The organism is Streptomyces sp. NPDC101227, assembly GCF_044767545.1.
Classification (GTDB): Bacteria; Actinomycetota; Actinomycetes; order Streptomycetales; family Streptomycetaceae; genus Streptomyces.
Genome location: NZ_JBIWOD010000004.1, coordinates 144849 through 164629, shown reverse-complemented (window position 1 = coordinate 164629; position 19781 = coordinate 144849). Strand labels below are relative to the sequence as shown.

At 72.7% G+C, this 19781-nt stretch carries 17 protein-coding genes; 9 read left to right on the top strand and 8 right to left on the bottom strand.

The window, feature by feature from the left end:
* Nucleotides 1-98: 98 nt before the first annotated feature.
* Nucleotides 99-260 carry a hypothetical protein gene (locus ACIRPT_RS10330; protein WP_403510356.1) on the top strand — a complete coding sequence of 54 codons (162 nt, stop codon included), beginning with the start codon at nucleotides 99-101 and terminating at the stop codon, nucleotides 258-260.
* 68 nt (nucleotides 261-328) lie between these two features.
* On the opposite strand, the gene ACIRPT_RS10325 is transcribed toward ACIRPT_RS10330, so the two are convergent.
* Nucleotides 329-931, bottom strand: coding sequence for a hypothetical protein (locus ACIRPT_RS10325; RefSeq protein ID WP_403824974.1), 603 nt, complete (start codon nucleotides 929-931; stop codon nucleotides 329-331).
* 199 nt (nucleotides 932-1130) lie between these two features.
* Here ACIRPT_RS10325 and ACIRPT_RS10320 point away from each other — a divergent pair, with 199 nt between their 5' ends.
* Nucleotides 1131-2054, top strand: a complete 924-nt coding sequence (locus ACIRPT_RS10320) for an XRE family transcriptional regulator (protein WP_403824971.1) — start codon at nucleotides 1131-1133, stop codon at nucleotides 2052-2054.
* Between the two features lie 29 nt (nucleotides 2055-2083).
* Here the strand turns inward: ACIRPT_RS10320 and ACIRPT_RS10315 are convergent, their stop codons facing one another.
* Complete coding sequence (locus tag ACIRPT_RS10315) at nucleotides 2084-5404, bottom strand: S41 family peptidase (RefSeq protein ID WP_403510460.1); 3321 nt, start codon at nucleotides 5402-5404, stop codon at nucleotides 2084-2086.
* A 135-nt stretch (nucleotides 5405-5539) separates the two neighbouring features.
* A complete protein-coding gene (locus tag ACIRPT_RS10310; protein ID WP_403824968.1) occupies nucleotides 5540-6859 on the bottom strand; it encodes an alpha/beta hydrolase in 1320 nt (439 codons plus the stop codon).
* A gap of 165 nt (nucleotides 6860-7024) precedes the next feature.
* Between ACIRPT_RS10310 and ACIRPT_RS10305 the strand changes: the two genes are divergently transcribed.
* A complete protein-coding gene (locus tag ACIRPT_RS10305; protein WP_403824965.1) occupies nucleotides 7025-8005 on the top strand; it encodes an ArsR/SmtB family transcription factor in 981 nt (326 codons plus the stop codon).
* Nucleotides 8006-8240: 235 nt separating this feature from the next.
* Here the strand turns inward: ACIRPT_RS10305 and ACIRPT_RS10300 are convergent, their stop codons facing one another.
* Nucleotides 8241-8735 (bottom strand): hypothetical protein, encoded by a 495-nt coding sequence (locus ACIRPT_RS10300; RefSeq protein WP_403824962.1) that lies wholly within the window; start codon nucleotides 8733-8735, stop codon nucleotides 8241-8243.
* Between the two features lie 556 nt (nucleotides 8736-9291).
* On the opposite strand from ACIRPT_RS10300, the gene ACIRPT_RS10295 reads away from it, so the two are divergent.
* The 4 genes from ACIRPT_RS10295 (at nucleotide 9292) to ACIRPT_RS10280 (ending at nucleotide 13272) form a co-directional block, all read left to right on the top strand.
* A complete protein-coding gene (locus ACIRPT_RS10295; protein WP_403824960.1) occupies nucleotides 9292-10437 on the top strand; it encodes an energy-coupling factor ABC transporter permease in 1146 nt (381 codons plus the stop codon).
* A complete protein-coding gene (gene cbiQ, locus ACIRPT_RS10290; RefSeq protein WP_403824957.1) occupies nucleotides 10437-11198 on the top strand; it encodes a cobalt ECF transporter T component CbiQ in 762 nt (253 codons plus the stop codon). The genes ACIRPT_RS10295 and cbiQ overlap by 1 nt, the downstream gene beginning before the upstream one ends.
* Nucleotides 11174-11968, top strand: a complete 795-nt coding sequence (locus ACIRPT_RS10285; protein WP_403510457.1) for an energy-coupling factor ABC transporter ATP-binding protein — start codon at nucleotides 11174-11176, stop codon at nucleotides 11966-11968. Before cbiQ ends, ACIRPT_RS10285 begins: the two co-directional genes overlap by 25 nt.
* Nucleotides 11969-12072: 104 nt before the next feature.
* On the top strand, nucleotides 12073-13272 hold the full coding sequence (locus ACIRPT_RS10280; protein WP_403824954.1) for a serine hydrolase domain-containing protein: 1200 nt from the start codon (nucleotides 12073-12075) through the stop codon (nucleotides 13270-13272).
* A gap of 36 nt (nucleotides 13273-13308) precedes the next feature.
* Here the strand turns inward: ACIRPT_RS10280 and ACIRPT_RS10275 are convergent, their stop codons facing one another.
* The 4 genes from ACIRPT_RS10275 to ACIRPT_RS10260 all read right to left on the bottom strand — a co-directional run bounded on the left by ACIRPT_RS10275 (nucleotide 13309) and on the right by ACIRPT_RS10260 (nucleotide 18123).
* The gene (locus ACIRPT_RS10275) at nucleotides 13309-14160 is read right to left on the bottom strand and encodes an EamA family transporter (protein ID WP_403824951.1); all 852 of its coding nucleotides are present in this window, start codon (nucleotides 14158-14160) and stop codon (nucleotides 13309-13311) included.
* A complete protein-coding gene (locus ACIRPT_RS10270; protein WP_403824950.1) occupies nucleotides 14157-14312 on the bottom strand; it encodes a hypothetical protein in 156 nt (51 codons plus the stop codon). Before ACIRPT_RS10270 ends, ACIRPT_RS10275 begins: the two co-directional genes overlap by 4 nt.
* Nucleotides 14313-14396: 84 nt before the next feature.
* Nucleotides 14397-16055 carry a penicillin-binding transpeptidase domain-containing protein gene (locus ACIRPT_RS10265; RefSeq protein WP_403824948.1) on the bottom strand — a complete coding sequence of 553 codons (1659 nt, stop codon included), beginning with the start codon at nucleotides 16053-16055 and terminating at the stop codon, nucleotides 14397-14399.
* Between the two features lie 289 nt (nucleotides 16056-16344).
* Nucleotides 16345-18123, bottom strand: a complete 1779-nt coding sequence (locus ACIRPT_RS10260) for a dolichyl-phosphate-mannose--protein mannosyltransferase (RefSeq protein ID WP_403824945.1) — start codon at nucleotides 18121-18123, stop codon at nucleotides 16345-16347.
* A gap of 151 nt (nucleotides 18124-18274) precedes the next feature.
* On the opposite strand from ACIRPT_RS10260, the gene rsmI reads away from it, so the two are divergent.
* Together rsmI and ACIRPT_RS10250 are read left to right on the top strand one after the other, a co-directional pair.
* Nucleotides 18275-19153 (top strand): 16S rRNA (cytidine(1402)-2'-O)-methyltransferase, encoded by an 879-nt coding sequence (gene rsmI / locus ACIRPT_RS10255; protein WP_403510325.1) that lies wholly within the window; start codon nucleotides 18275-18277, stop codon nucleotides 19151-19153.
* Between the two features lie 172 nt (nucleotides 19154-19325).
* Nucleotides 19326-19775 (top strand): hypothetical protein, encoded by a 450-nt coding sequence (locus tag ACIRPT_RS10250; RefSeq protein WP_403510322.1) that lies wholly within the window; start codon nucleotides 19326-19328, stop codon nucleotides 19773-19775.
* Nucleotides 19776-19781 lie beyond the last annotated feature (6 nt).

The window sequence follows — 19781 nt, the reverse complement described above, 5'->3', positions numbered from 1 at the left end:
GGCCGTCCCCCGTCGCTCCCCGCTCGAAATGCGGTGAATGTCCTGTTGTGTAAGTCTGGTCGGGCCCTTTCCCCGCACCTCACGCAGGAGTGACCAGCATGGGTCTCAAGGAGCAGTTCCAGGACAAGGCCGAGCGGCTCAAGGCGCAGGCGCAGCAGGCCGGGGACGGCGCCGGGGACGAGGCGTCCGAGCGGGGGCAGCAGGCCGGTGAGGCGGCCCGGGAAGCGGCCGACGACGCTCAGGACCGCTTCCAGGACTGATCCGCCGCGCGGATACGCGAAGGGGGCGCGCCCGGTGCACCGGGCGCGCCCCACGCGTCAGTTGACGCTCACTTCACGACCTTGAGGCTCTTCGGCCAGCCGTAGTGCGCGGCCTTGGCGAAGAGGTTCTTGATGTGCGCCGGAGTGAGCTTGATGCACCCCAGCGAGTAGTAGTCGTTGGTGCCGTCCCAGCGGTAGGGGTTGTCGCGGCCGGGCTGCCGGGCGCCCTGGGTGCCGTTCGGCTTCATCTCGCTGTGCACGAACAGGGCGGTGCGCTTGGTGTGGTGGTTCTTGCACACCTTGTCCTCGACCTGGATGGCGTAGCCGTTGATCCCCTTGGCCCCGCCGGCCTTGTGGGTGGTGTGGCCCAGCACCTGGTAGGTGCCGTTGGGCAGCCAGCCCTGCATGCTTGCGCATTCGTTGGTCCCGTTGCGCCCGCCGTTGCCGGAGCCCGCACGGTACTTGGCGAGCACCTTGTCCTTGGCGTGGGGGATGCTCTTCATCAGGTACAGCCGCGAGTTGCCGGGGTTGCTCCAGTTCTTGTTGAAGTAGAGGTAGGTGCCCCCGGCCGCCGGGCGGGCGGCCTCGGCGGGGCCGGCGGCGGTGAGGGCGAGGCCGCCGGTGAGCGCGACGGCGGTGGCGAGCGGAACGATCCGCTGACGGATTCGCATCGGGTTGTCTCCCGTTGTGTGGTGGTGAGTTGGGCGATGCCGGCCGGGCAGGACACGACTGTGCTGGGGGCGCCACCGTCCGGCAAGGGGAACGGCTGTCCGGGACAGTCCGCCGCTGTCCGGGCAGGTCACGGAGGTGCGCGGCCGGGTCCGCGACGGCCCGTTGTGGCTTTCGCCGGGTGGCGGTTCAATGACGCCCATGGGCAATACGGGGGGCACGGGGGACTTACGCCCGGGCGCGGCCGGCGACGCGGCCGCATTCGTCGGGCTGATGCAACAACTCAAGGAACACTCGGGCCTGACCTACCGTCAGCTGGAGCGGCGGGCGGCGGAGGGGGGCGCCGTACTCGCCCGGAGCACGCTCGCCGACGCCCTGCGCAGGAACGCCCTGCCGAGGGCGGAGACGGTCGAGGCGTTCGTCCGGGCCTGCGGCGGCACGGAGGCCGAGGCGGGCGAGTGGCTGGCGGCGCGGCGGCGCATCGCGGCCGGGACGCGGACGGCCCCGGCGCAAACCCCCGCGCCGGCCCCGGATCACGCCCCGTCGCAGCGGCCGTACCGGAAGAGACCGAAGCGCATCACGCTGATCGTCGCCGCCGCCCTCGCCGCGGTCCTGGCCGCCGTCGGCGTGCGGCTACTGGTCGGCAAGGAGGCGCCGGCCGTCGCGTCGCCGCCCGCCGGCGAGGTCCGCATCCATCCCCTGCGTGCGCCCGCCCTGTGCCTGACCGACGGGCGGGTGCTGCGCGCGCATCGCTACCGCACGGTCGCCGTCCAGCGGCCCTGCACGGAGGCGGTGCCGCCGCACACCCGTCTCAAGGCCGCCGGGGCCGGGTACTACCGCATCCAGTGGGACCACCCGGACGAGGGCACCGGCTGTCTGGTCCTGCTGCACGAGCCGGCGCTCGACGGACTGCTGGAGCCGCACGACGACTGCTCGACCGCCGGTCCCGCACAGCGGTTCCGCATCGAACCGGCCGGGAAGGCGGCGTACCGGTTCCGGACGGGCGACGGCGTCGACCGCTGCCTCGCCGTCGAGGGCGGCCGGGCCGCGGCGGACGGGGCCGTGGCGCGGGCGGAGCCGTGTACCGGAGCGGACGGCGAGAAATTCCTGATCGACGGTAAATGAGCCGGGGCCTGGGCGGACGTCCGGAGAGCTCACCCGCCCCGGGGCGGCAGCGGCGGCCGCGCCCGGTCCGGCACCTCCGACAGGTCCGGCGGTGTCGCGGCCGGATGCCGCTCCAGCAGCTCCAGCGCCGTGCGCACCGCGACCCCCAGCTGCGGATGCCGCCCCTCCGCCCAGTGCACCGGGGACCGCAGGGCCTCGATGTCGACCTCGACGCCGTGGTTCTCCACGCCCCACCCGTACAGCTGGAACCACGCGGCATTCATCGGCACGGTGATCGTGGTGCCATCGGCGAGCCGGTGCCGGCCGGTCATCCCGACCACCCCGCCCCAGGTGCGCATGCCCACCACCGGGCCGATGCCCAGCAGCTTGAAGGCCGCGGTGATCATGTCGCCGTCGGACGAGGTCATCTCGTCGGCGACCGCGACCACCGGGCCGTGCGGTGCGGTACTGGCGTACGAGACGGGCCGCGCGCCGCGGGTCAGGTCCCAGCCGATGATGGTGCGGGTCAGCTTCTCGACGACCAGCTCGGAGATATTGCCGCCCGCGTTGCCCCGTACGTCCACGATCAGCGCGGGCATGGACATCTCCCGCCGCAGATCGCGGTTGAACTGGGCCCAGCCGGAGCCGCCCATGTCGGGGATGTGGAGATAGCCGCATCTGTCGTCGCTCAGCTTCCGGACGACGGCGCGGCGTTTGGCGACCCAGTCCTGGTAGCGCAGCGGCCGCTCGTCGATCAGCGGGACGACCGCGATCCGGCGCGCGGGGCCGGTGCCTTCGGCCGGCGCGAAGGTCAGCTCGACGGTGGTGCCCCCGGCCGCGGCGAGCAGCGGATAAGGGCCCGCCACCGGGTCGACCGGGCGGCCGTCGACATGGGTGAGCGCGGCGCCCTCGCGGATGCCCGTACCGGCCAGCGGGGAACGCGCCTTGGGGTCGGAGGACTCGCCGGGCAGGATCCGCTGGACCACCCAACGTCCCTCCCGCGGATAGAAGTTGGCGCCCAGCAGGCCGATGGGCCGCTGGTAGTGCGGGGGCCCCTCATTGCGCCGGGCGCCGGCGACATAGGCGTGCGAGGTGCCCAGCTCGCCCAGCACCTCCCGCAGCAGATCGGCGAACTCGTCGGGCGAGGCGACCCGTTCGACCAGCGGCCGGTACTGCGCCAGCACCTCGTCCCAGTCGATGCCGCACATCCCCGGCTCCCAGAAGTACGACCGGATGAGCCGGCCCGCCTCGTCGAAGGCCTGGCGCCACTCCCACTCCGGTTCGACGTCGTGCAAGATGCGCCGCAGATCCAGGAAGACCGTCGAGTCGGCGTCGGGCGGCTCGGTCGCGGGGACGGCCCGCAGATCGCCCTCGTCGTTGAGGACCAGCCGGGTGCCGTCGCCGCTGAGCGCGAACGAGTCCAGGGAGCCGGAGAGTTCGGTGCGCCGCGCCTTGGTCAGATCGAAGTGTTCGAGGGTGGGCCGCCCCGACGTCTCGGCCGGGTTGGCGAACGTTTCGCCCAGCGCCCCGGAGATCGGCCAGCGCAGCCAGACCAGCCCGCCCCCGGCGACCGGCTGCAGCGCCGAGTACTTGGACGCGGCGACGGGGAACGGCGTGACCCGGTTCTCCAGCCCCTCCACCTCCACCAGCACCGGGCCTTCCCCCGGCGGCGGGTTCTCCGCCGGGTCCAGCCCGCCCGCCGCGGGCCGCCCCTCCGGGGACAGCGCGAAGGGCGAGGGGGTGGCGGAGGACAGCGGGACGAGATGGGGCCGGCAGCCCAGGGGGAAGGACAGGTCGCCGGTGTGCACGTCGTAGACCGGGTCGAAGCCGCGCCACGACAGGAACGCCAGATAGCGCCCGTCGCGGGTGAACACCGGCTGCTCGTCCTCGAAGCGGCCGTTGGTGACGTCCACGACGGTGCGGTCCGCAAGCCGGGCCATCTTGATCAGCCGCAGCGACCGGCCGATACCGGGGTGTGACCAGGTCAGCCAGCGGGAGTCGGGGGAGAAGGACAGGTCGCGCACGGGCCCGTTGTCGGAGGCGATCAGCTCGGTGACGTCGCCGGGCCGGCCCGGCTCGTCCTCGGCCGTCTCCTCCGGCGCCCGCGTGTCCACCAGCAGCAGCCGGCCGTCGTGCGAGGCCACCGCCACCCGTTCGCCGTCCGGGGACGAGACCATCTCGTGGACCCGGCCCAGCCTGCCCGCCGCCAGCCGCAGCGGAGTGTGCGCGGCGCTGGCCCGCGGCAGGTCGGAGATCTCGATGGCGTCGTCGCCCTCGGCGTCGGTGACATAGGCGATCCGCCCGGTCGAGCCCAGCATCTCGGGCAGCCGGACCCGTACGCCCGGGACGTCGTGGATCGAACGGGCCGGGCCGTCGCGGTGCGTGAGCCAGTACAGGCTGCCGCGGACGCCGACCGCGCTGGCCCGCCCGGTGGAGTCCACCGCGAGCGAGGTCACATGCGCGGCGGCCGGGACCTGGTACGGACGGCGTCCGGCCCGCGGCCCGCCCAGCTTGACCGCCAGCTTGCGCGGTACGGCGCCCGCGCTCAGGTCGTCGACCAGCCAGATGTCGCCCGCGCACTGGTAGACGATGCGCGAGCCGTCCGTCGAGGCGTGCCGGGCGTAGAAGTCCGCATGGTCCGTGTGCCGCCGCAGATCCGTACCGTCCGGCAGACACGAATAGACATTGGCGATGCCCTCATGGTCGGACAGGAACGCGATCCGGCCACCGGTGAACATCACCGAGTCCAGATGCCCGTACAGCTCCGGCAGCAGCCGCTTGCCGTGCAGCCACAGGCGGCCCATCGCGCCGCCCCGGTAGCGCTTCCAGGAGGCGGGCTCGTGCGGGGGCTTGCCGGTCAGCAGCAGGGTGCGGTGCTCCCCCTCGACATCGGCGACCGCGATGTCGGAGACCGGCCCCCACGGCAGCTGACCACCGGGGCTGCCGTCGGTGGGCAGGCTGTACGACCACGAGTAGTACGAGAACGGCTGCCCGTGCGAGGAGACGGCGAGGACATGGGGATTGCCCTCCTGGTCGGGCGGCGTCCAGCCGCAGACGCGGGCGTCCGTGCTGCCCCAGTACGTCAGCCGCCGCGCCGGACCGCCGTCGACCGGCGCGAGATGCACCTCCGGGTCGAGGCTGCGCCAGGTGGTGAAGGCGATCTGGCGGCCGTCGGGGGAGAAACGGGGGTGGCCGACGCGGGTGCGGTCGGCGGTCAGCCGCCAGGCGCGGCCGGGCTCCTCGCCCGGCGGCGCGATCGGGGCCACCCACAGGTCGTCCTCGGCGGCGAAGCACAGCAGGTCGCCGTGCAGATGCGGAAACCGCAGGTAGGAGGCGGGTGGTGGGTCCGGTGTGGCCGCCGTGGGGCGCAGCCGTCCGTGAGGCTTGGCGGGGTTCGTCTCCGGCGGTGGCCCGACGGACTCGCGTGCGTCGCTCACGCCACCATGGTTTCGGGGGAGCGGGAGGGCGGCAACTCGGCGCCCGATCCGCGCCCGATCCGCGCCCGATCAGCCCACGGGAAGGTGCCGGGCGAAGAAGGAGTGCACATACGCGCGGACCATCGGCACCGCAGTGGCCGGGTCGAGGGCGCCGACCAGCGCGTTCCGGTCGTGCGCCGGCATCAGCCCGGCGGCCTGGAGCTGGGGCGCCAGGGCGGCGTAGTCGGTGAAGACCCAGTGAGCGGCGTCGTCGATCCCGCGCCGCCGTGCGTGCCCCGGCGAGTGGGCGAGCAGGGCCGACCAGGAACGGTCCCGTTCCTTGCGGGTGGGGAAGTTCTCGCTGCCGACCAGGAGCAGTGGCCGGTCCACCCCGTGCCGGGCGACCGGGTATGGCTTCCCCTCCGCTCCGGGCCGCTCCGGCGGCTGGTCCAGGTAGCCCTCCAGATTGACCGCCGCGCCGATGCGCCGGTCCTCGTACAGCGCCCCGGCCGCCGCGGTGCCGCCCGCGCTGTGGCCGTAGACGCCCACCCGCCGCAGGTCCAGCGCGCGCCCCAGATCCTTGGGCAGCGCGCGGCCCGCCGCGTCCGGGTTGCGCCCGGCGACCAGCGCCGCCAGCCGCCCCAGCACGAAGCGGATGTCCGCGATCCGGGTGTCGATCATGGTGCGGAACCGCCGGGGATCGGCCCGGGGATCGCCCCGGAAGACGGTGGCCCGGACCCTTTCCCGCCCCGCCCGCGCCACCGGGAAGCCGACCTCACCGGCATCCCCCGGATGGTCGATCGTCACCACCACATACCCGCGGCTCGCCAGCTCCTCGGCGAGCCCCGTGCCCAGGGTCCGCGCATCGCCGCCGCCCGGCGTGTACAGCAGCACCGGCCGCCGGACGGGCCGCGCGGGCGCACCCGAGTGGGAGTGGGTCCGGGTCGCCGCCCAGTCCACCCCCTCCGCCGGCAGGTGGTGTACGCGGACGTCGATCGCCTGGAACAACTCCACGGCGTCCCCGGCCATCTGCGGCGCGAGCGGGTACCCGCGGACGGCACGGGCCGGATAGAACACCGTGATCATCACCTCCCGTACCGCGATCGCCGGCTCCCAGGGATCGCGCCTCGACCGGTCGACCAGATACAGCGTGGCCGCCCCGACCGGGTGCGGCCCGGTCGGGGCCGGGAGGCGAAGGGTGAGACCGGCCCCACCGTCCCCGGCCCCCACCCTCGCCCTCGCCCGACGGTCCTGCGCGGCCCCCGCCCCGTGCCCCTTCGCGGAGTTGGCCCCCGCCGTACCGCAGCCGTCGAGCAGCATCCCGGCCCCCAGCGCGGCGGCGGCTGCCCCCGCCGTCCTGATGACCGTCCGCCGGTCCACCTCGCCGCGGCCGACCGCTCCTGCGAACATCGTTCCCCCTCAAGCCCGTTGTGACGTCGGTCCTTGCGCCTGGTGACGCACCCCTGGATGAATGAAGGGGACCGACCGGTGCCCCGAATGCTGGCCCCGGCGAGGAGGACGGGCGAACGTTCAGGCCCTGCCCGAAACGATGGCGCGGCGCCCGGAGGGGGAGTAGTGGTCATCCGGATCCACTTCACGGCCGATGACTTCGCCCGCGTCCGCTTCGCGCCCCGGCCCGCCCCGTTGCAAGAGCTGAACGTGGCCCTGATGAAGATGTGCCTCCCCGACGAGGAGCTCCTCTTCGGCCACTGGCGGCGCCGGCTGCTCCGCTCCCTGCCGGCCGCCGTCGGCCCGCTGCGCGACGTGGTTCCCGCCGGCGTGGCCCCCCTCTTCCTCGACGTCTTCAGCGACAGCCTGCGAGAAGGCCTGGACACCGTACGCGCCTCGCCCCCCGCCCTGGTCCGCGCCGAACTCGAGCGGGTACATATCCACCACCCGGCCCCGGCACCCTCGTGGATCCGCGGCCTGCACCGCGGCGACACCGACGCCTGGCAACTCCTCCGCCGCGCCCAGCGAGCCGCATTCGATACGGCGCTGCGCCCCGTATGGCCCCAGATCCAGGACCTGCACCGGACGGAGTTCACCCGCCATGCCCTGACGGCGGCCGAGCACGGCATCGCCGGCGCGCTGGCGGAGCTCGCCCCCACCTCCCAACTACGGGACAACGTCTGGGAGTTCGCGTCTCCCGCCGACCGTGACATCGCCTTGGCGGGCCGCGGCCTGGTCCTCGTCCCCACCTTCCACTGGACCGGCCACCCCCTCCTCTCCGACCTGCCCGACCGCCCCCTGCACCTGACCTACCCGGCCGGTACGGGCCTGCCCCTCACGCCGGCGGGGGCCGACGGCACGGACGACGCGCTCGCCGCCGTCCTCGGCCGCACCCGCCTCGACATCCTCCACCGCCTCGCGGACGAGCACACCACCAGCGGGCTCGCCCGCGGCCTGGGCGTCAGCAACGCCACCGCCTCCGCCCATACGGCCGCGCTGCGCGGCGCGGGCCTGATCACCACGGTCCGCGCGGGGCGGGCGGTTCTGCACCGGCGCACGGCCCTGGGGAGCCTGCTGGTGCAGCGGGACGGCCGGATGCGCGGCTGACCGGGAGGCGGACGGGCCCGTCCCGCCTGCAACCCGCCCCGCCCTCGCGGTGTTCTTCTCTTTGTAAGGGTGAGATGGACTCTTCGCGGAGCACAAGGGAGGTCTCGACATGGCACAGGACATCACCCGGCGGAAGCTCTCGTTCGCCGGCGGCGGAGACCCATCCGGTCGCGCCGAACTCACCGTGGTCATACGCCACATACGGGCCGGGGCGCCGGGGCGCGCCTGACTCCCCTCAGCCGCGACGGGCGCGGAAGTAGGAGTTGGCGGCGGGGAGGAACATCAGCACCACGGCGGTGAGCACGGCGGTCACGTGCAGCGCCCGGCTGGCTCCGAAGACGAGGTCGAGCGCGTCGGCCTGGGCGAGCGCCGCGCCGGGGCTGTGGCCCTGGGCGAGGGCGCGGAGGGGCTCGACCACCATCGACGCAGTGCCCGCGACGCCGAGGCCGAGCGCCAGCGTGATCCGGGCCCAGCCGCGTCCGCGGCGCATCCGGAGGGCGATCAGCAGCGCGGCGGTGAAGACGGCGAGCCGGACCGTGAGGCCCACGGCGATCGCGGGGACGGAGCCCGAGCCCTCGGCGACCATCCGGCCGACGGCCAGCACCGTCTCGAAGGCGCCGGCGGCCACGGCCGTTACCCACAGGGCGAATGCGGCACGCACCGGCGCGGGAGGCGTGGGCTCACGACGGGCCGGGGCGATGGACGGGGGCTGTTGCGCGGTGTGCGTCACGGGGGCCTCGATTCGGGAGAGGTATGGGGTGGAGGTGGGGGTGGGGGGGGCGGGGGCGGGGAATCGGGGCGGGAGTGACGGGACAGGGCCCGGTGCGAGGAGATCGGGGGCGGCTCTTGGACAGTGCCGATCCTTCCGGCGGGGCGCGCTCACGGCCCGCCCGCTACCCGGCGTATCTCTTGGCGGGTTAACCCCACCCGCCAAGCCGCACCCGCCAAGCCCCACCCGCATAAACCCACCCGCGCCGCCCGCCGTGTGCGGGGGCGGGGGCGCGACCAACGGGGACCGGACGCGTCGGCCCGCGCCCGGCCCGCGCCCGCGTCGGCCCGCGCCCGGCCCGCGCCCGCGTCGGCCCGCGCCCGGCCCGCGCCCGCCCGCGCCCGCGCCCGGCCGGGCCGGGCCCGCGCCCGCGCCCGCCCGGCGGGCCGGGCGTGCACTGCGTTAGGGGGCGGTAACAGGATGCTGTGGCGTTTCGCACTGTGGGCGCTCTTGCAACACCTTTGCAGGAGGCCTCACCATTGGCTGGTTGCAGAGCCCGAAGCGGAGACAGCCTGAGATGCACGTACCTGATGGATTCATCAATGCGCCGGTGTCGGTGGCGACCGGTGCGGTCGCCGCGGTCGCGGTCGCGGTCAGCCTGCGCGGCGCGCGGCGTGAGCTGGCGGGTGCGGTGCCGGGCGGCACCGGGGCGGGGGCGGAGCGTACGGCGCCGCTCGCCGGGCTGGTGGCGGCCTTCATCTTCGCCGTGCAGATGCTGAATTTCCCGGTCGCGGCCGGGACCAGCGGGCATCTGCTGGGCGGTGCGCTCGCGGCGATACTCGTGGGGCCGTACACGGGTGTCCTGTGTGTGTCGGTGGTGCTGCTGATGCAGGGGGTGCTGTTCGCCGATGGTGGGCTGACGGCGCTGGGCGTGAACATCAGCGATATGGCGATCGTGACGACGGTCGTCGCCTATGCCGTGTTCCGCGGACTGGTGAAGGTCCTGCCGCGGCAGCGGCGGTCGATCACGGTCGCCTCGTTCGTGGCGGCCCTGATTTCGGTGCCGGCCGCGGCGGTCGCCTTCACCGCCATTTTCGCGCTGGGCGGGACCACCGATGTGCCGATCGGCAAGGTGTTCACGGCCATGGTCGGGGTGCATGTGCTGATCGGTCTGGGCGAGGCCGTCATCACGGCGCTGACGGTGGGCGCGGTGATCGCCGTACGGCCGGACCTGGTGTACGGGGCGCGCGGGCTGACCAAGCCGCTGGAGCTGCGGACCTCGCCGCTCGATGTTCCAACGCCGGCTGCGGACGAGGTCACGACGGCCGCCCGCGAGACCGGACCCGGCGCCGCGGCCCCGGCCGCCCCGGCTCCCCGCCGCTCCGTTCGCCGGGTCTGGTGGGCCGGCCTGGCGGCCGCGCTGCTGTGTGCGGGCGGTATCAGCTACTACGCGTCCGCCAGCCCCGACGGCCTGGAGAAGGTCGCCCACGATCAGGGGATCGACACGAAGACCAAGGAGCACGCGAGCAAGGACTCGCCGCTCGCCGACTACAGCGTGAAGGACATCGGCAATGCGCGGCTGGCCGGTGGGCTCGCCGGAGTGATCGGGGTCGGGGCGACGCTCGCCGTCGGGACCGGGGTCTTCGTGGTGCTGCGGCGGCGCAAGGCCGTCGAGCCTGCCGGGGCCGCGGGGACCGCCGAGGCCCCGGGCGGGCGTGTCTGATGGGTGCCGGGCACGCGCACAAGCTCTACCGGCACGGGCATTCGCCGGTGCACGCGCTGCCGCCGCACTGCAAAATCGCCGCCGTTTTCTGCTTTGTGCTCATCGTGGTCTCCACGCCGCGGGAAGCGGTCTGGGCCTTCGCGCTGTACGCGGTCCTGATCGCGTCGGTCGCGGCCGTGGCCCGGATTCCGGCCGGGTTCCTGCTCAAGCGGTTGCTGATCGAGGTGCCGTTCGTGGCGTTCGCGGTGCTGATGCCGTTCGTGGCGGAGGGACCGCGGGTGCATCTGGGCTGGCTGAGCCTGAGCGAGTCCGGGCTGTGGGGAGCCTGGAACATTCTGGCCAAGGGCACGCTGGGGGTCGCGGCCTCCGTACTGCTCGCCTCGACGACCGAGCTGCGTGAATTGCTGCTGGGGCTCCAGCGGCTGCGGATGCCGCCGATGCTCGTACAGATCGCCTCGTTCATGATCCGCTACGGCGATGTGATCACCGACGAGATGCGGCGGATGCGGATCGCCCGGCTCTCGCGGGGCTTCGAGGCCCGCGGCGTACGGCACTGGGGGGTCCTCGCCAAGTCCGCCGGCGCGCTGTTCATCCGCTCCTACGAGCGGGGCGAGCGCGTCCACCTCGCCATGGTCAGCCGGGGCTACACCGGCACCATGCCCGTCCTGACCGACACCGCCGCCACCCGCACACAATGGACCCACGCCGCCGCGCTGCCTGTTGCCGCCCTTGCCGTATGCCTTCTGGGATGGACGCTGTGAGTACGACCACGCCGACCGCTACGCCCCCCTCGCTAGAGGTCTCCGGGCTCGCCTACGCCTACCCCGACGGGCATCAGGCGCTCTTCGGGGTCAATCTGTCCGTCGGCCGCGGTGAGCGCGTGGCGCTGCTCGGGCCCAACGGTGCGGGCAAGACCACGCTCGTCCTGCATCTGAACGGGATCCTTCAGGCGGGGGCCGGGTCCGTGGCCGTCGCCGGGCTGCCGGTGGGCAAGGAGCATCTCGCCGAGATCCGGCGGCGGGTGGGGATCGTTTTTCAGGATCCCGATGACCAGCTGTTCATGCCGACCGTCCGGGAGGATGTCGCCTTCGGGCCGGCCGCGGCGGGGCTGCGCGGCGCCGAGCTGGAGGGGCGGGTGACGGAGGCGCTCGAACGGGTCGGCATGGCTGAGTTCGCGGACCGGCCGCCGCACCATCTGTCGTTCGGGCAGCGGCGGCGGGTCGCCGTTGCCACGGTGCTCGCCATGCGGCCGGAGATTCTCGTACTCGACGAGCCGTCATCCAATCTTGATCCGGCCTCGCGGCGCGAACTCGCCGATATTCTGCGTTCGTTGGATGTGACCGTACTGATGGTCACGCATGATTTGCCCTATGCGCTGGAACTGTGTCCGCGATCCGTTGTGCTGTCGGGCGGAGTGATTGTCGCGGACGGAACCACCCAGGAATTGTTGTGTGATGACGAGCTGATGCGGACCCACCGGCTGGAATTGCCTTTCGGGTTCGACCCCCGGTCGGTCACGCTGCCCGTGTGAACCGCCTCCCCGGCCGGGATGTTGTGACGAATCCCACTGGCCCGGGCCCTGGTCATCAGCACTGATCCCCGCGTTGCACCATTGATGGGTCACCAATGCGACGGATGAGTGGGAAGCGGGAATCAGTGGTGGACGTCCAGGGCACGGTCGAGGACGGCTTCGAGCCGGTCCGGGACGCCTTCGCGGACAACTTCGCACGGCGCGGGGAGCGCGGGGCGGCGGTCGCCGTCTACCTGCACGGGCGCAAGGTCGTGGACCTGTGGGGCGGCGCCAAGGACGGGGACGGTGCCTCGCCGGAGCCCTGGGAGGCGGGGACGGCGCAGCTCGTCCGGTCCGCGACCAAGGGCGTGGCGGCGATCGTTCCCCTGCTGCTGCATCAGCGCGGGCTGCTGGATCTGGACGCGCCCGTCGGCACGTACTGGCCCGAGTTCAAGGCGGCAGGCAAGGAGCGGGTGCTCGTACGGCATCTGCTGTCGCACCGGGCCGGGCTGCCGGTCGTGGATACGCCGCTGACGCCCACGCAGGCCATCGACGGGGTCAGCGGGCCGGCGGCGCTGGCCGCCCAGGCGCCCGTCTGGGAGCCGGGGACCGAGCACGGCTACCACGCGCAGACCTACGGCTGGCTCATCGCCGAGCTGGTGCTGCGGGTGACGGGGCGGACGCTCGGCAGCTGGGTGGCCGAGGAGATATCCGGGCCGCTGGGGCTGGATCTGTGGATAGGGCTGCCCGCCGGAATGCAGTCCCGGGTGGGTCGGCTCGCCGACATCGAGGCGCCGGCCGGGACCGGGGCCGCCGGGCTGCGGGTGCGTCCCAAGCGGGCGGTCGCCGAGGCGTATGAGGATCCCTCGTCGCTCACGCGGCGGGCGTTCGGCGCGATATCTCCCGCCGCCGATGAGAATTCCCCGGAATACCGGGCCGCCGAACTCCCGGCGTCGGCCGGAATTGCCACGGCGCGTGCGCTGGCGCGGTGTTATGCCGCGTTGATAGGGCCCGTTGACGGGCATCAGCGTGTGTTTGCGCCGGCCACGCTGACGCTTGCGCGCACCGAGGAATCCGCCGGGCTCGACCGTACGCTGCTGGTCCATACGCGATTCGGTCTCGGCTTTATGTTGCACGGGGCGGCTTCGCCGCTTCTGGGGCCGGGGGCATTCGGGCACCCGGGGCGGGGCGGCGCACTTGCCTGCGCGGATCCCGAAAGCGGCCTCGCTTTCGGTTACATCACGAATGGCATGCAGAAAAACGTGACGGCGGACCCGCGGGCCCAGGCCTTGCTGCGCGCCGTCGCCTCCCGCATCGGCGGGTGACCCCGCCGTACCCCCTCGGACGGCGCGCCCGGCCTCTCACCCCGAGTGCAGCATCAGCCCGATGCCCACCACCATCAGGCCCGCCGCCGCGATGCGGGGCGCGCCGAAGCGTTCCTTGAAGAAGAGCGCTCCGATGGCGGCGCCGACGATGATCGAGGACTCGCGCAGGGCCGCGATGGGGGCCAGGGGAGCGCGGGTCTGGGCCCACAGGACGAGGCCGTAGGCGAAGACGGACAGGACGCCGCCGGCCAGGCCGCGCAGGGCCATGGGGCGCAGCGCGGTGAGGAGCTCCCCGCGGCGGGTGGCGAGGGCGTAGGCGGGGATGGCCAGGCCTTCGAGGATCATCAGCCAGGCGATGTAGCCGAGGGGGGTGCCGGAGGCGCGTACGCCCAGGCCGTCGACGGTGGTGTACGAGGCGATGGACAGGCCGGTGGCGAGGGCGGCGGTGATGGCCGGCCAGTGCGGCTTGGTCTCCGCGCCGCGGATGCCCCACAGGGCCACGCCCACCAGCCCGGCGGAGGCTATGGCCACGCCGGCCAGGGCCCAGGCGTCGGGGATCTCGTGCACGAAGACGGCGGCGAGGACGGTGACCGCCAGGGGCGCTGTACCGCGGGCTATCGGGTACATCTGGCCGAAGTCGCCCAGCCGGAACGACTGCATCAGCAGGACCTGGTAGACGACGTGCAGGACGGCGGACCCCAGGAGGTAGGGCCAGGCGGCCGCCGCGGGAAACGGGGTGAAGGCCGCTATGGCGATGCCGCACAGGGCACCGCCGCCGCCGACCAGGGTGAAGGCGAGGAGCTGGTCGCGGATGCCGTGGGCGATGCCGTTCCAGCTGGCGTGGGTGACGGCGGCTATCAGGACCGCCGCGACGACGAGCGGGGTCACGCGGTGCGCTCGCGCGCGTCCGCGAGGCGGGCCCCGGCGCAGCGGCCGGCCGCGAGGGCCGGGCGCGGTGCGCGGAGCGCCTCGGCGGGGCGGCGACGGGCCCGGGAGCTGCGGGTTCGGTGTGTGGGGGCGGCGGGCGCGGAATCGCTCATGGCCCGCACGCTAGCGAAAGCTGTACGGGCCATGCGAACGAAATCCGGCCGATGAGACGAGGGGCACCTCGGTGCCCCGCCGCCTCAGCCTGCGGTGAGGATGGAGCGGACCACCGGGCCCGCGTTGGCGCCGCCGTGGCCGCTCGCCGGGACGACGGCCGCCGCGGCCAGGTCGTCGCGGTAGGCGGTGAACCAGGCGTTGGGCTTCTTCTGGTTGTCGACCTCGGCCGAGCCGGTCTTGGCGCCGATGTCACCGCCGACCCCGGCCATCGCCTCGGCGGCCGTACCGGAGGTCGCGGTCAGCTTCATCAGCGACTTCAGGCCGGACTGGGTGGACGGCTTCAGGCCGCGGGCGGCCTTGGCGAAGGTCCGGTTGTCCAGCGACGGCGCGACGATGTACGGCTGGTGGAAGGAGCCGGCGTGGACCGTGGCGGCGAACGTGGCGACGTTGAGCGGGTTCATCCGCACACCGCCCTGCCCGATCAGCGACGCCGCCATCTGGGCGTCGGACTGGACCGGCACCGCGCCGTCGAAGGTGGGGATGCCGGTCTGCCAGTTCAGGCCGATGCCGAAGACGTCCCGCGCCTCGTTCGTGAGGTCGTCGTCCTTGAGCTTGGGCGCCAGCGAGATGAAGGCGTTGTTGCAGGACGCGGCGAAGCTCTGCGCGAAGGTGCCGTCCTTGATCTCGGACTTGCCGTCGTTCTGGAACTTCCAGCCGCCGACCGTGAAGTACTTGGGGCACGGGTGCTTCTTGCCGGGCGAGGTCAGACCCTTGTCCAGGAACATCGCCGAGGTGACGATCTTCATCGTCGAGCCGGGGGCCAGCGACCCCTGGGTAGCCATGCTGAAGCCCTTCGCCGGGGAGTTGGCGAGCGCCAGGATCTCACCGGTGCTGGGCTTGACCGCGGCCGCCGAGGCGGACTTCTTGCCCTTGATCGCCTTCTCGGCCGCCGTCTGGAGCTTGGCGTCCAGGGTGGTCTTGAGCGTGCCCGGGGTGCCCTTGGAGAGCACCTTCAGCGTCTTGTCGGCCTGCTGCTCGGCGGGCTTGGCGGTCTTGGCGCGGTGGATGAACAGCTCCACGCCGGGCTTGCCGCCGGTCTTGGCGCCGTACTTTTCGCGCAGGCTGTCCAGGATCCCGGCCAGCGTCGGGTGCGCCTCGGGGGTGAGCTCGACCCCGTTGCGGTCCACGGCCTTGATCGGCGGCGCCTCGGCCTCGCCCGTACGCAGCTCGTCACCCTTGGCCAGGCCCGGGTGCAGCACCGCCGGCTGCCAGGTGATCTGCGGCTTACCGGTGCTCTTGTCCCGGTGGACGGTCGCGGAGGCGGGGTACGAGTACGGCGACTTGGTGCCGTTGTAGTCGATCTGGGTGGTGACGGTGTACGGCACCTTGTCGCCCGTCGGCGTGCCCGGAGTCACCGTCACCTTGGAGAACTTCGCCTGCTTGCTGAAGGTCTCCAGCGCGCTCCTGGCGGCGTCGGGGCTGTCCGTCAGCGCGGCGGCCTTGGCGGCGTCGCCGGACTGCCAGGCGTTCAGGAAGTCCTGGGACGTCGCCTGTACTTCCTTGGCGCTGAGCGGGCCGGTCTTCACGGAGGGCGCGTTGCCGCCCGACTTGGCGTCCGCGGACGTGACCTGCTGCGGCGACTTGTCGTCGTCCGAGCCACCGAACAGCGTGAAGCCGCCGACGACTCCCGCCACCAGGGCCACCGATCCGCCGATCAGTCCGTACTTCACCTCGCGGCGCATGCCACCGATCCCCTCCCAGAGAGCTTGTCCTTGGATACGCACACAAGAACGTGCGTCGCACTCTAAGGGACACGGGGAAACGAGCGGGCGTCGGTCAGTCTCGATCAGGGCACGGTCCGGTGACGCGCTGTGAGGCACCTGTTGCGAACCTGTGATGTCGCTGAAGGTGGGGAGCCGGCCGTGGTGGGGCCTCGGGAGGGACCACGAACAGCTGACGGGGCGGGCGCGCGGGCGCTGCGCGACGAGCACCCGGGCGAGTGATTTCACCCCGGCGCCCGCCGCCCCGGCCTCATACCCAGCTGTCCAGCCACATCCGCCCGTGCCAGGCCGATTTCGGAATCGGCATGCCCGTGTACAGCGGATAGAAGTAGATGAAGTTCCAGATGATGAGGAGGACGAGGACCCCGGCGCCCACCGCCCCGATCGTGTGGCGGCGTTCGCTCGCGCCCGGGGGACCGATGATCGCGCCGATCATCATGGCCAGCGCCAGGCACAGGAACGGCACGAAGACGACGGCGTAGAAGAGGAAGATCGTGCGTTCCTGGTAGAGGAACCAGGGCAGATAGCCGGCCGCGACGCCGCAGGCGATGGCGCCGGCCCGCCAGTCGCGCTTGAAGAGCCAGCGGTAGAGGGCGTAGAGCAGCGCGAAGCAGGCGGCCCACCACAGCAGCGGCGTGCCCAGGGCCAGGACCTCGCGGGCGCAGCCCTCGACGGCGGTGCAGCCCTGGTGGCCGGCTGCGGGGTCCTTGTAGAAGTACGAGACGGGGCGGCCCAGGACCAGCCAGCTCCAGGGGTTGGATTGGTAGGTGTGCGGGGTGGTCAGGCCGGTGTGGAAGGCGTACACCTCGGTCTGGTAGTGCCACAGGCTGCGGAGCCAGTCGGGCAGCCAGGTCCAGGAGCCGGTGTGGCCCTCGGCGGTGTTGGTGGCCCAGTCGCGGTAGTAGCCGCCCTTGGTGGCGATCCAGCCGGACCAGGACGCGAGGTAGGTGGCGAGGGCGACGACGACGGTGGCGCCGAAGGCGGGCAGGACGTCGCGTCGCAGGGCGGCGCGGAAGGGCCGGCGGGCGCCGGCGGTGCGGCGGGCCGCCACGTCCCAGAGCACCGACATCAGCGCGAAGGCGGCCAGGTAGTACAGGCCGTTCCATTTCGTGGCGGAGGCCAGGCCCAGGCAGAGGCCGGCCGTGATCCGCCAGGGGCGCCAGCCGAGCCGGAGCCGGTCGCCGACCTTCTCGTCGGGCCGGGCCACCCCTCCCCCATTCTCGGCTTCGCTCGAACGGGAGGTGCCCCCATGCCCCACGGGCAGCGCCGCTGCCAGCCGGGCCCTGGTGCGGTCGCGGTCCACCAGGAGGCAGCCGAAGGCGGCGACCACCCAGAACATCACGATCAGGTCGAGCAGCGCGGTGCGGCTCATGACGAAGTGCAGGCCGTCGACCGTCAGCAGGGCGCCGGCGAGGCAGCCCAGGGCCGTGGAGCGCATCAGCCGGCGGCCGATGCGGCAGATCAGCAGGACGGACAGGGTGCCCAGCAGGGCGACCATGAACCGCCAGCCGAAGGGGTTCATGCCGAACACCGCTTCGCCGAGGGCGATCAGCCATTTGCCCATCGGGGGATGGACGACGTACGAGGCCTGGGGGGAGAGCAGGATCTTCGGGTGCGGGCCGACGAGCGCCGCGTTGGCGTTCTTGTCCCAGGTGCCCTCGTAGCCGTACTGGAGCAGCGACCAGGCGTCCTTGGGGTAGTACGTCTCGTCGAATATCACGTCGTGCGGGCTGCCCAGATGCCAGAAGCGCAGCACTCCCGCCACCAGCGCCACCAGCAGCGGACCGCCCCAGGCCGCCCAGCGCGAGAGCCGCACGGCGGCGGCCGGGCCCACGCCGAACACCGCCCACAGCCGGATGCCCGGCGGCGGGAAGGCGGGCACCAGCCGCGCGCGGAGATCGCCTTGCGGGCGGACCGGGTAACCGAAGCGGCGCAGCCGCCGCTGCCACACGGGGGGCTGCTGGGCCGGATACCCGACACGATGCGCGCCGGTCTCGGTCGCGGTGGTGTCACTCGTCACCCGGCCCATCGTAGGGAAGCAGTCTGTGGAGCGGCGTTCAGCGCCGCGGACCGGGGCGCCGCGCCGTCGAGGTTGTGGCCAAACGGTTCTCCGGACCGGCGACGGCTCCTGCCCCGGCCCGCCGCCGCGGGGCGCCGCGGCGCCCTGGGAGGATGGGGGCGTGACTGGAACGCTGGTACTTGCAGGGACGCCCATCGGCGAGATCGCGGACGCGCCGCCGCGGCTGGCCACCGAGCTCGCGGCCGCCGATGTGATCGCCGCCGAGGACACCCGGCGGCTGCGCCGGCTGACCCAGGCGCTGGAGGTGCAGCCGGCCGGGCGGATCGTGTCGTACTTCGAGGGGAACGAAGCGGCGCGGACGCCGGAGCTGGCGGAGGCGCTGGCGGGCGGTGCCCGGGTGCTGCTGGTCACCGACGCCGGGATGCCGTCCGTCTCCGACCCCGGCTACCGGCTGGTGGCGGCGGCGGTGGAGCGCGGGGTGAAGGTGACGGCCGTACCGGGACCGTCCGCCGTCCTCACCGCCCTCGCGGTGTCCGGGCTGCCGGTGGACCGCTTCTGCTTCGAGGGATTCCCGCCCCGCAAGGCCGGCGAGCGGCTCTCGCGGCTTCGCGAGGTGGCGGACGAGCGCCGGACCCTGGTCTATTTCGAGGCGCCCCACCGATTGGACGACACCCTCGCCGCGATGGCCGAGGTGTTCGGTGCCGAGCGGCGGGCGGCCGTCTGCCGCGAGCTGACCAAGACGTACGAGGAGGTCAAGCGGGGGGCGCTGGGGGAGCTGGCGGCCTGGGCGGCGGAGGGCGTACGGGGCGAGATCACCATCGTCGTCGAGGGCGCCCCGGAGAGCGGGCCCGATGAGCTCGGGCCCGAGGAACTGGTGCGCCGGGTGCGGGTGCGCGAGGAGGCGGGGGAGCGTCGCAAGGAGGCCATTGCGGCGGTTGCGGCGGATGCGGGGCTGCCCAAGCGGCAGGTTTTCGACGCGGTGGTCGCCGCCAAGAACGCCTCTCGGCCAGAACCGACCCACGGGAAGGTAAATGACTGACCGGGAAGGTAAAGGCAGAGGTCGCGCAGTGGGGTGTTTTCCCTGCCACCTGTCAAATCTGGGCCAATAGGCAGCAGCTCAGCTGCGCATCCGGCCGAAAAGGGCGTCCACTGGGGGTGGGACGTACGGTCCCGGAAACCTTGCCTTGTCCTGTGGACAAGAGGGAGCGCACATGAGCGAGATCGCCAAGACCAGCAGCACGACTTCCCCGCGCGGAGTTTCCCCTTTTCCCCGATCCGCCGAGCCCGCGGCGCGTGAGGCGTACGCCTTCGCCTGCATGAAGTGCGGACACGGCTGGGAGCAGGCGTACGAGATAGACCACCAGGTGGACGCCAAGGGCGACCTGCACGTCGTCTACTACGCGGACGGCGAGCGTGTGCCGTCCCCGTTGACCCGGCCCACGTGCCTGAACTGCGGCACCAACGTCGTACGGATCATGCGCTCGGGCCAGGTCTCGATGGTCTCCGACGCGATAGCGAACATGCACCAGCGTCAGGGCAACAACGCGAAGAAGGCTGCGGCCCCCAAGGCGGCCGAGGACCGTACGGAAGACAGCGGCGCCGAGCGCCACCACTGGCACCTCTCCGACCTGCTGCATCCCTTCCAGCACCACCGCAAGTGACCCTCT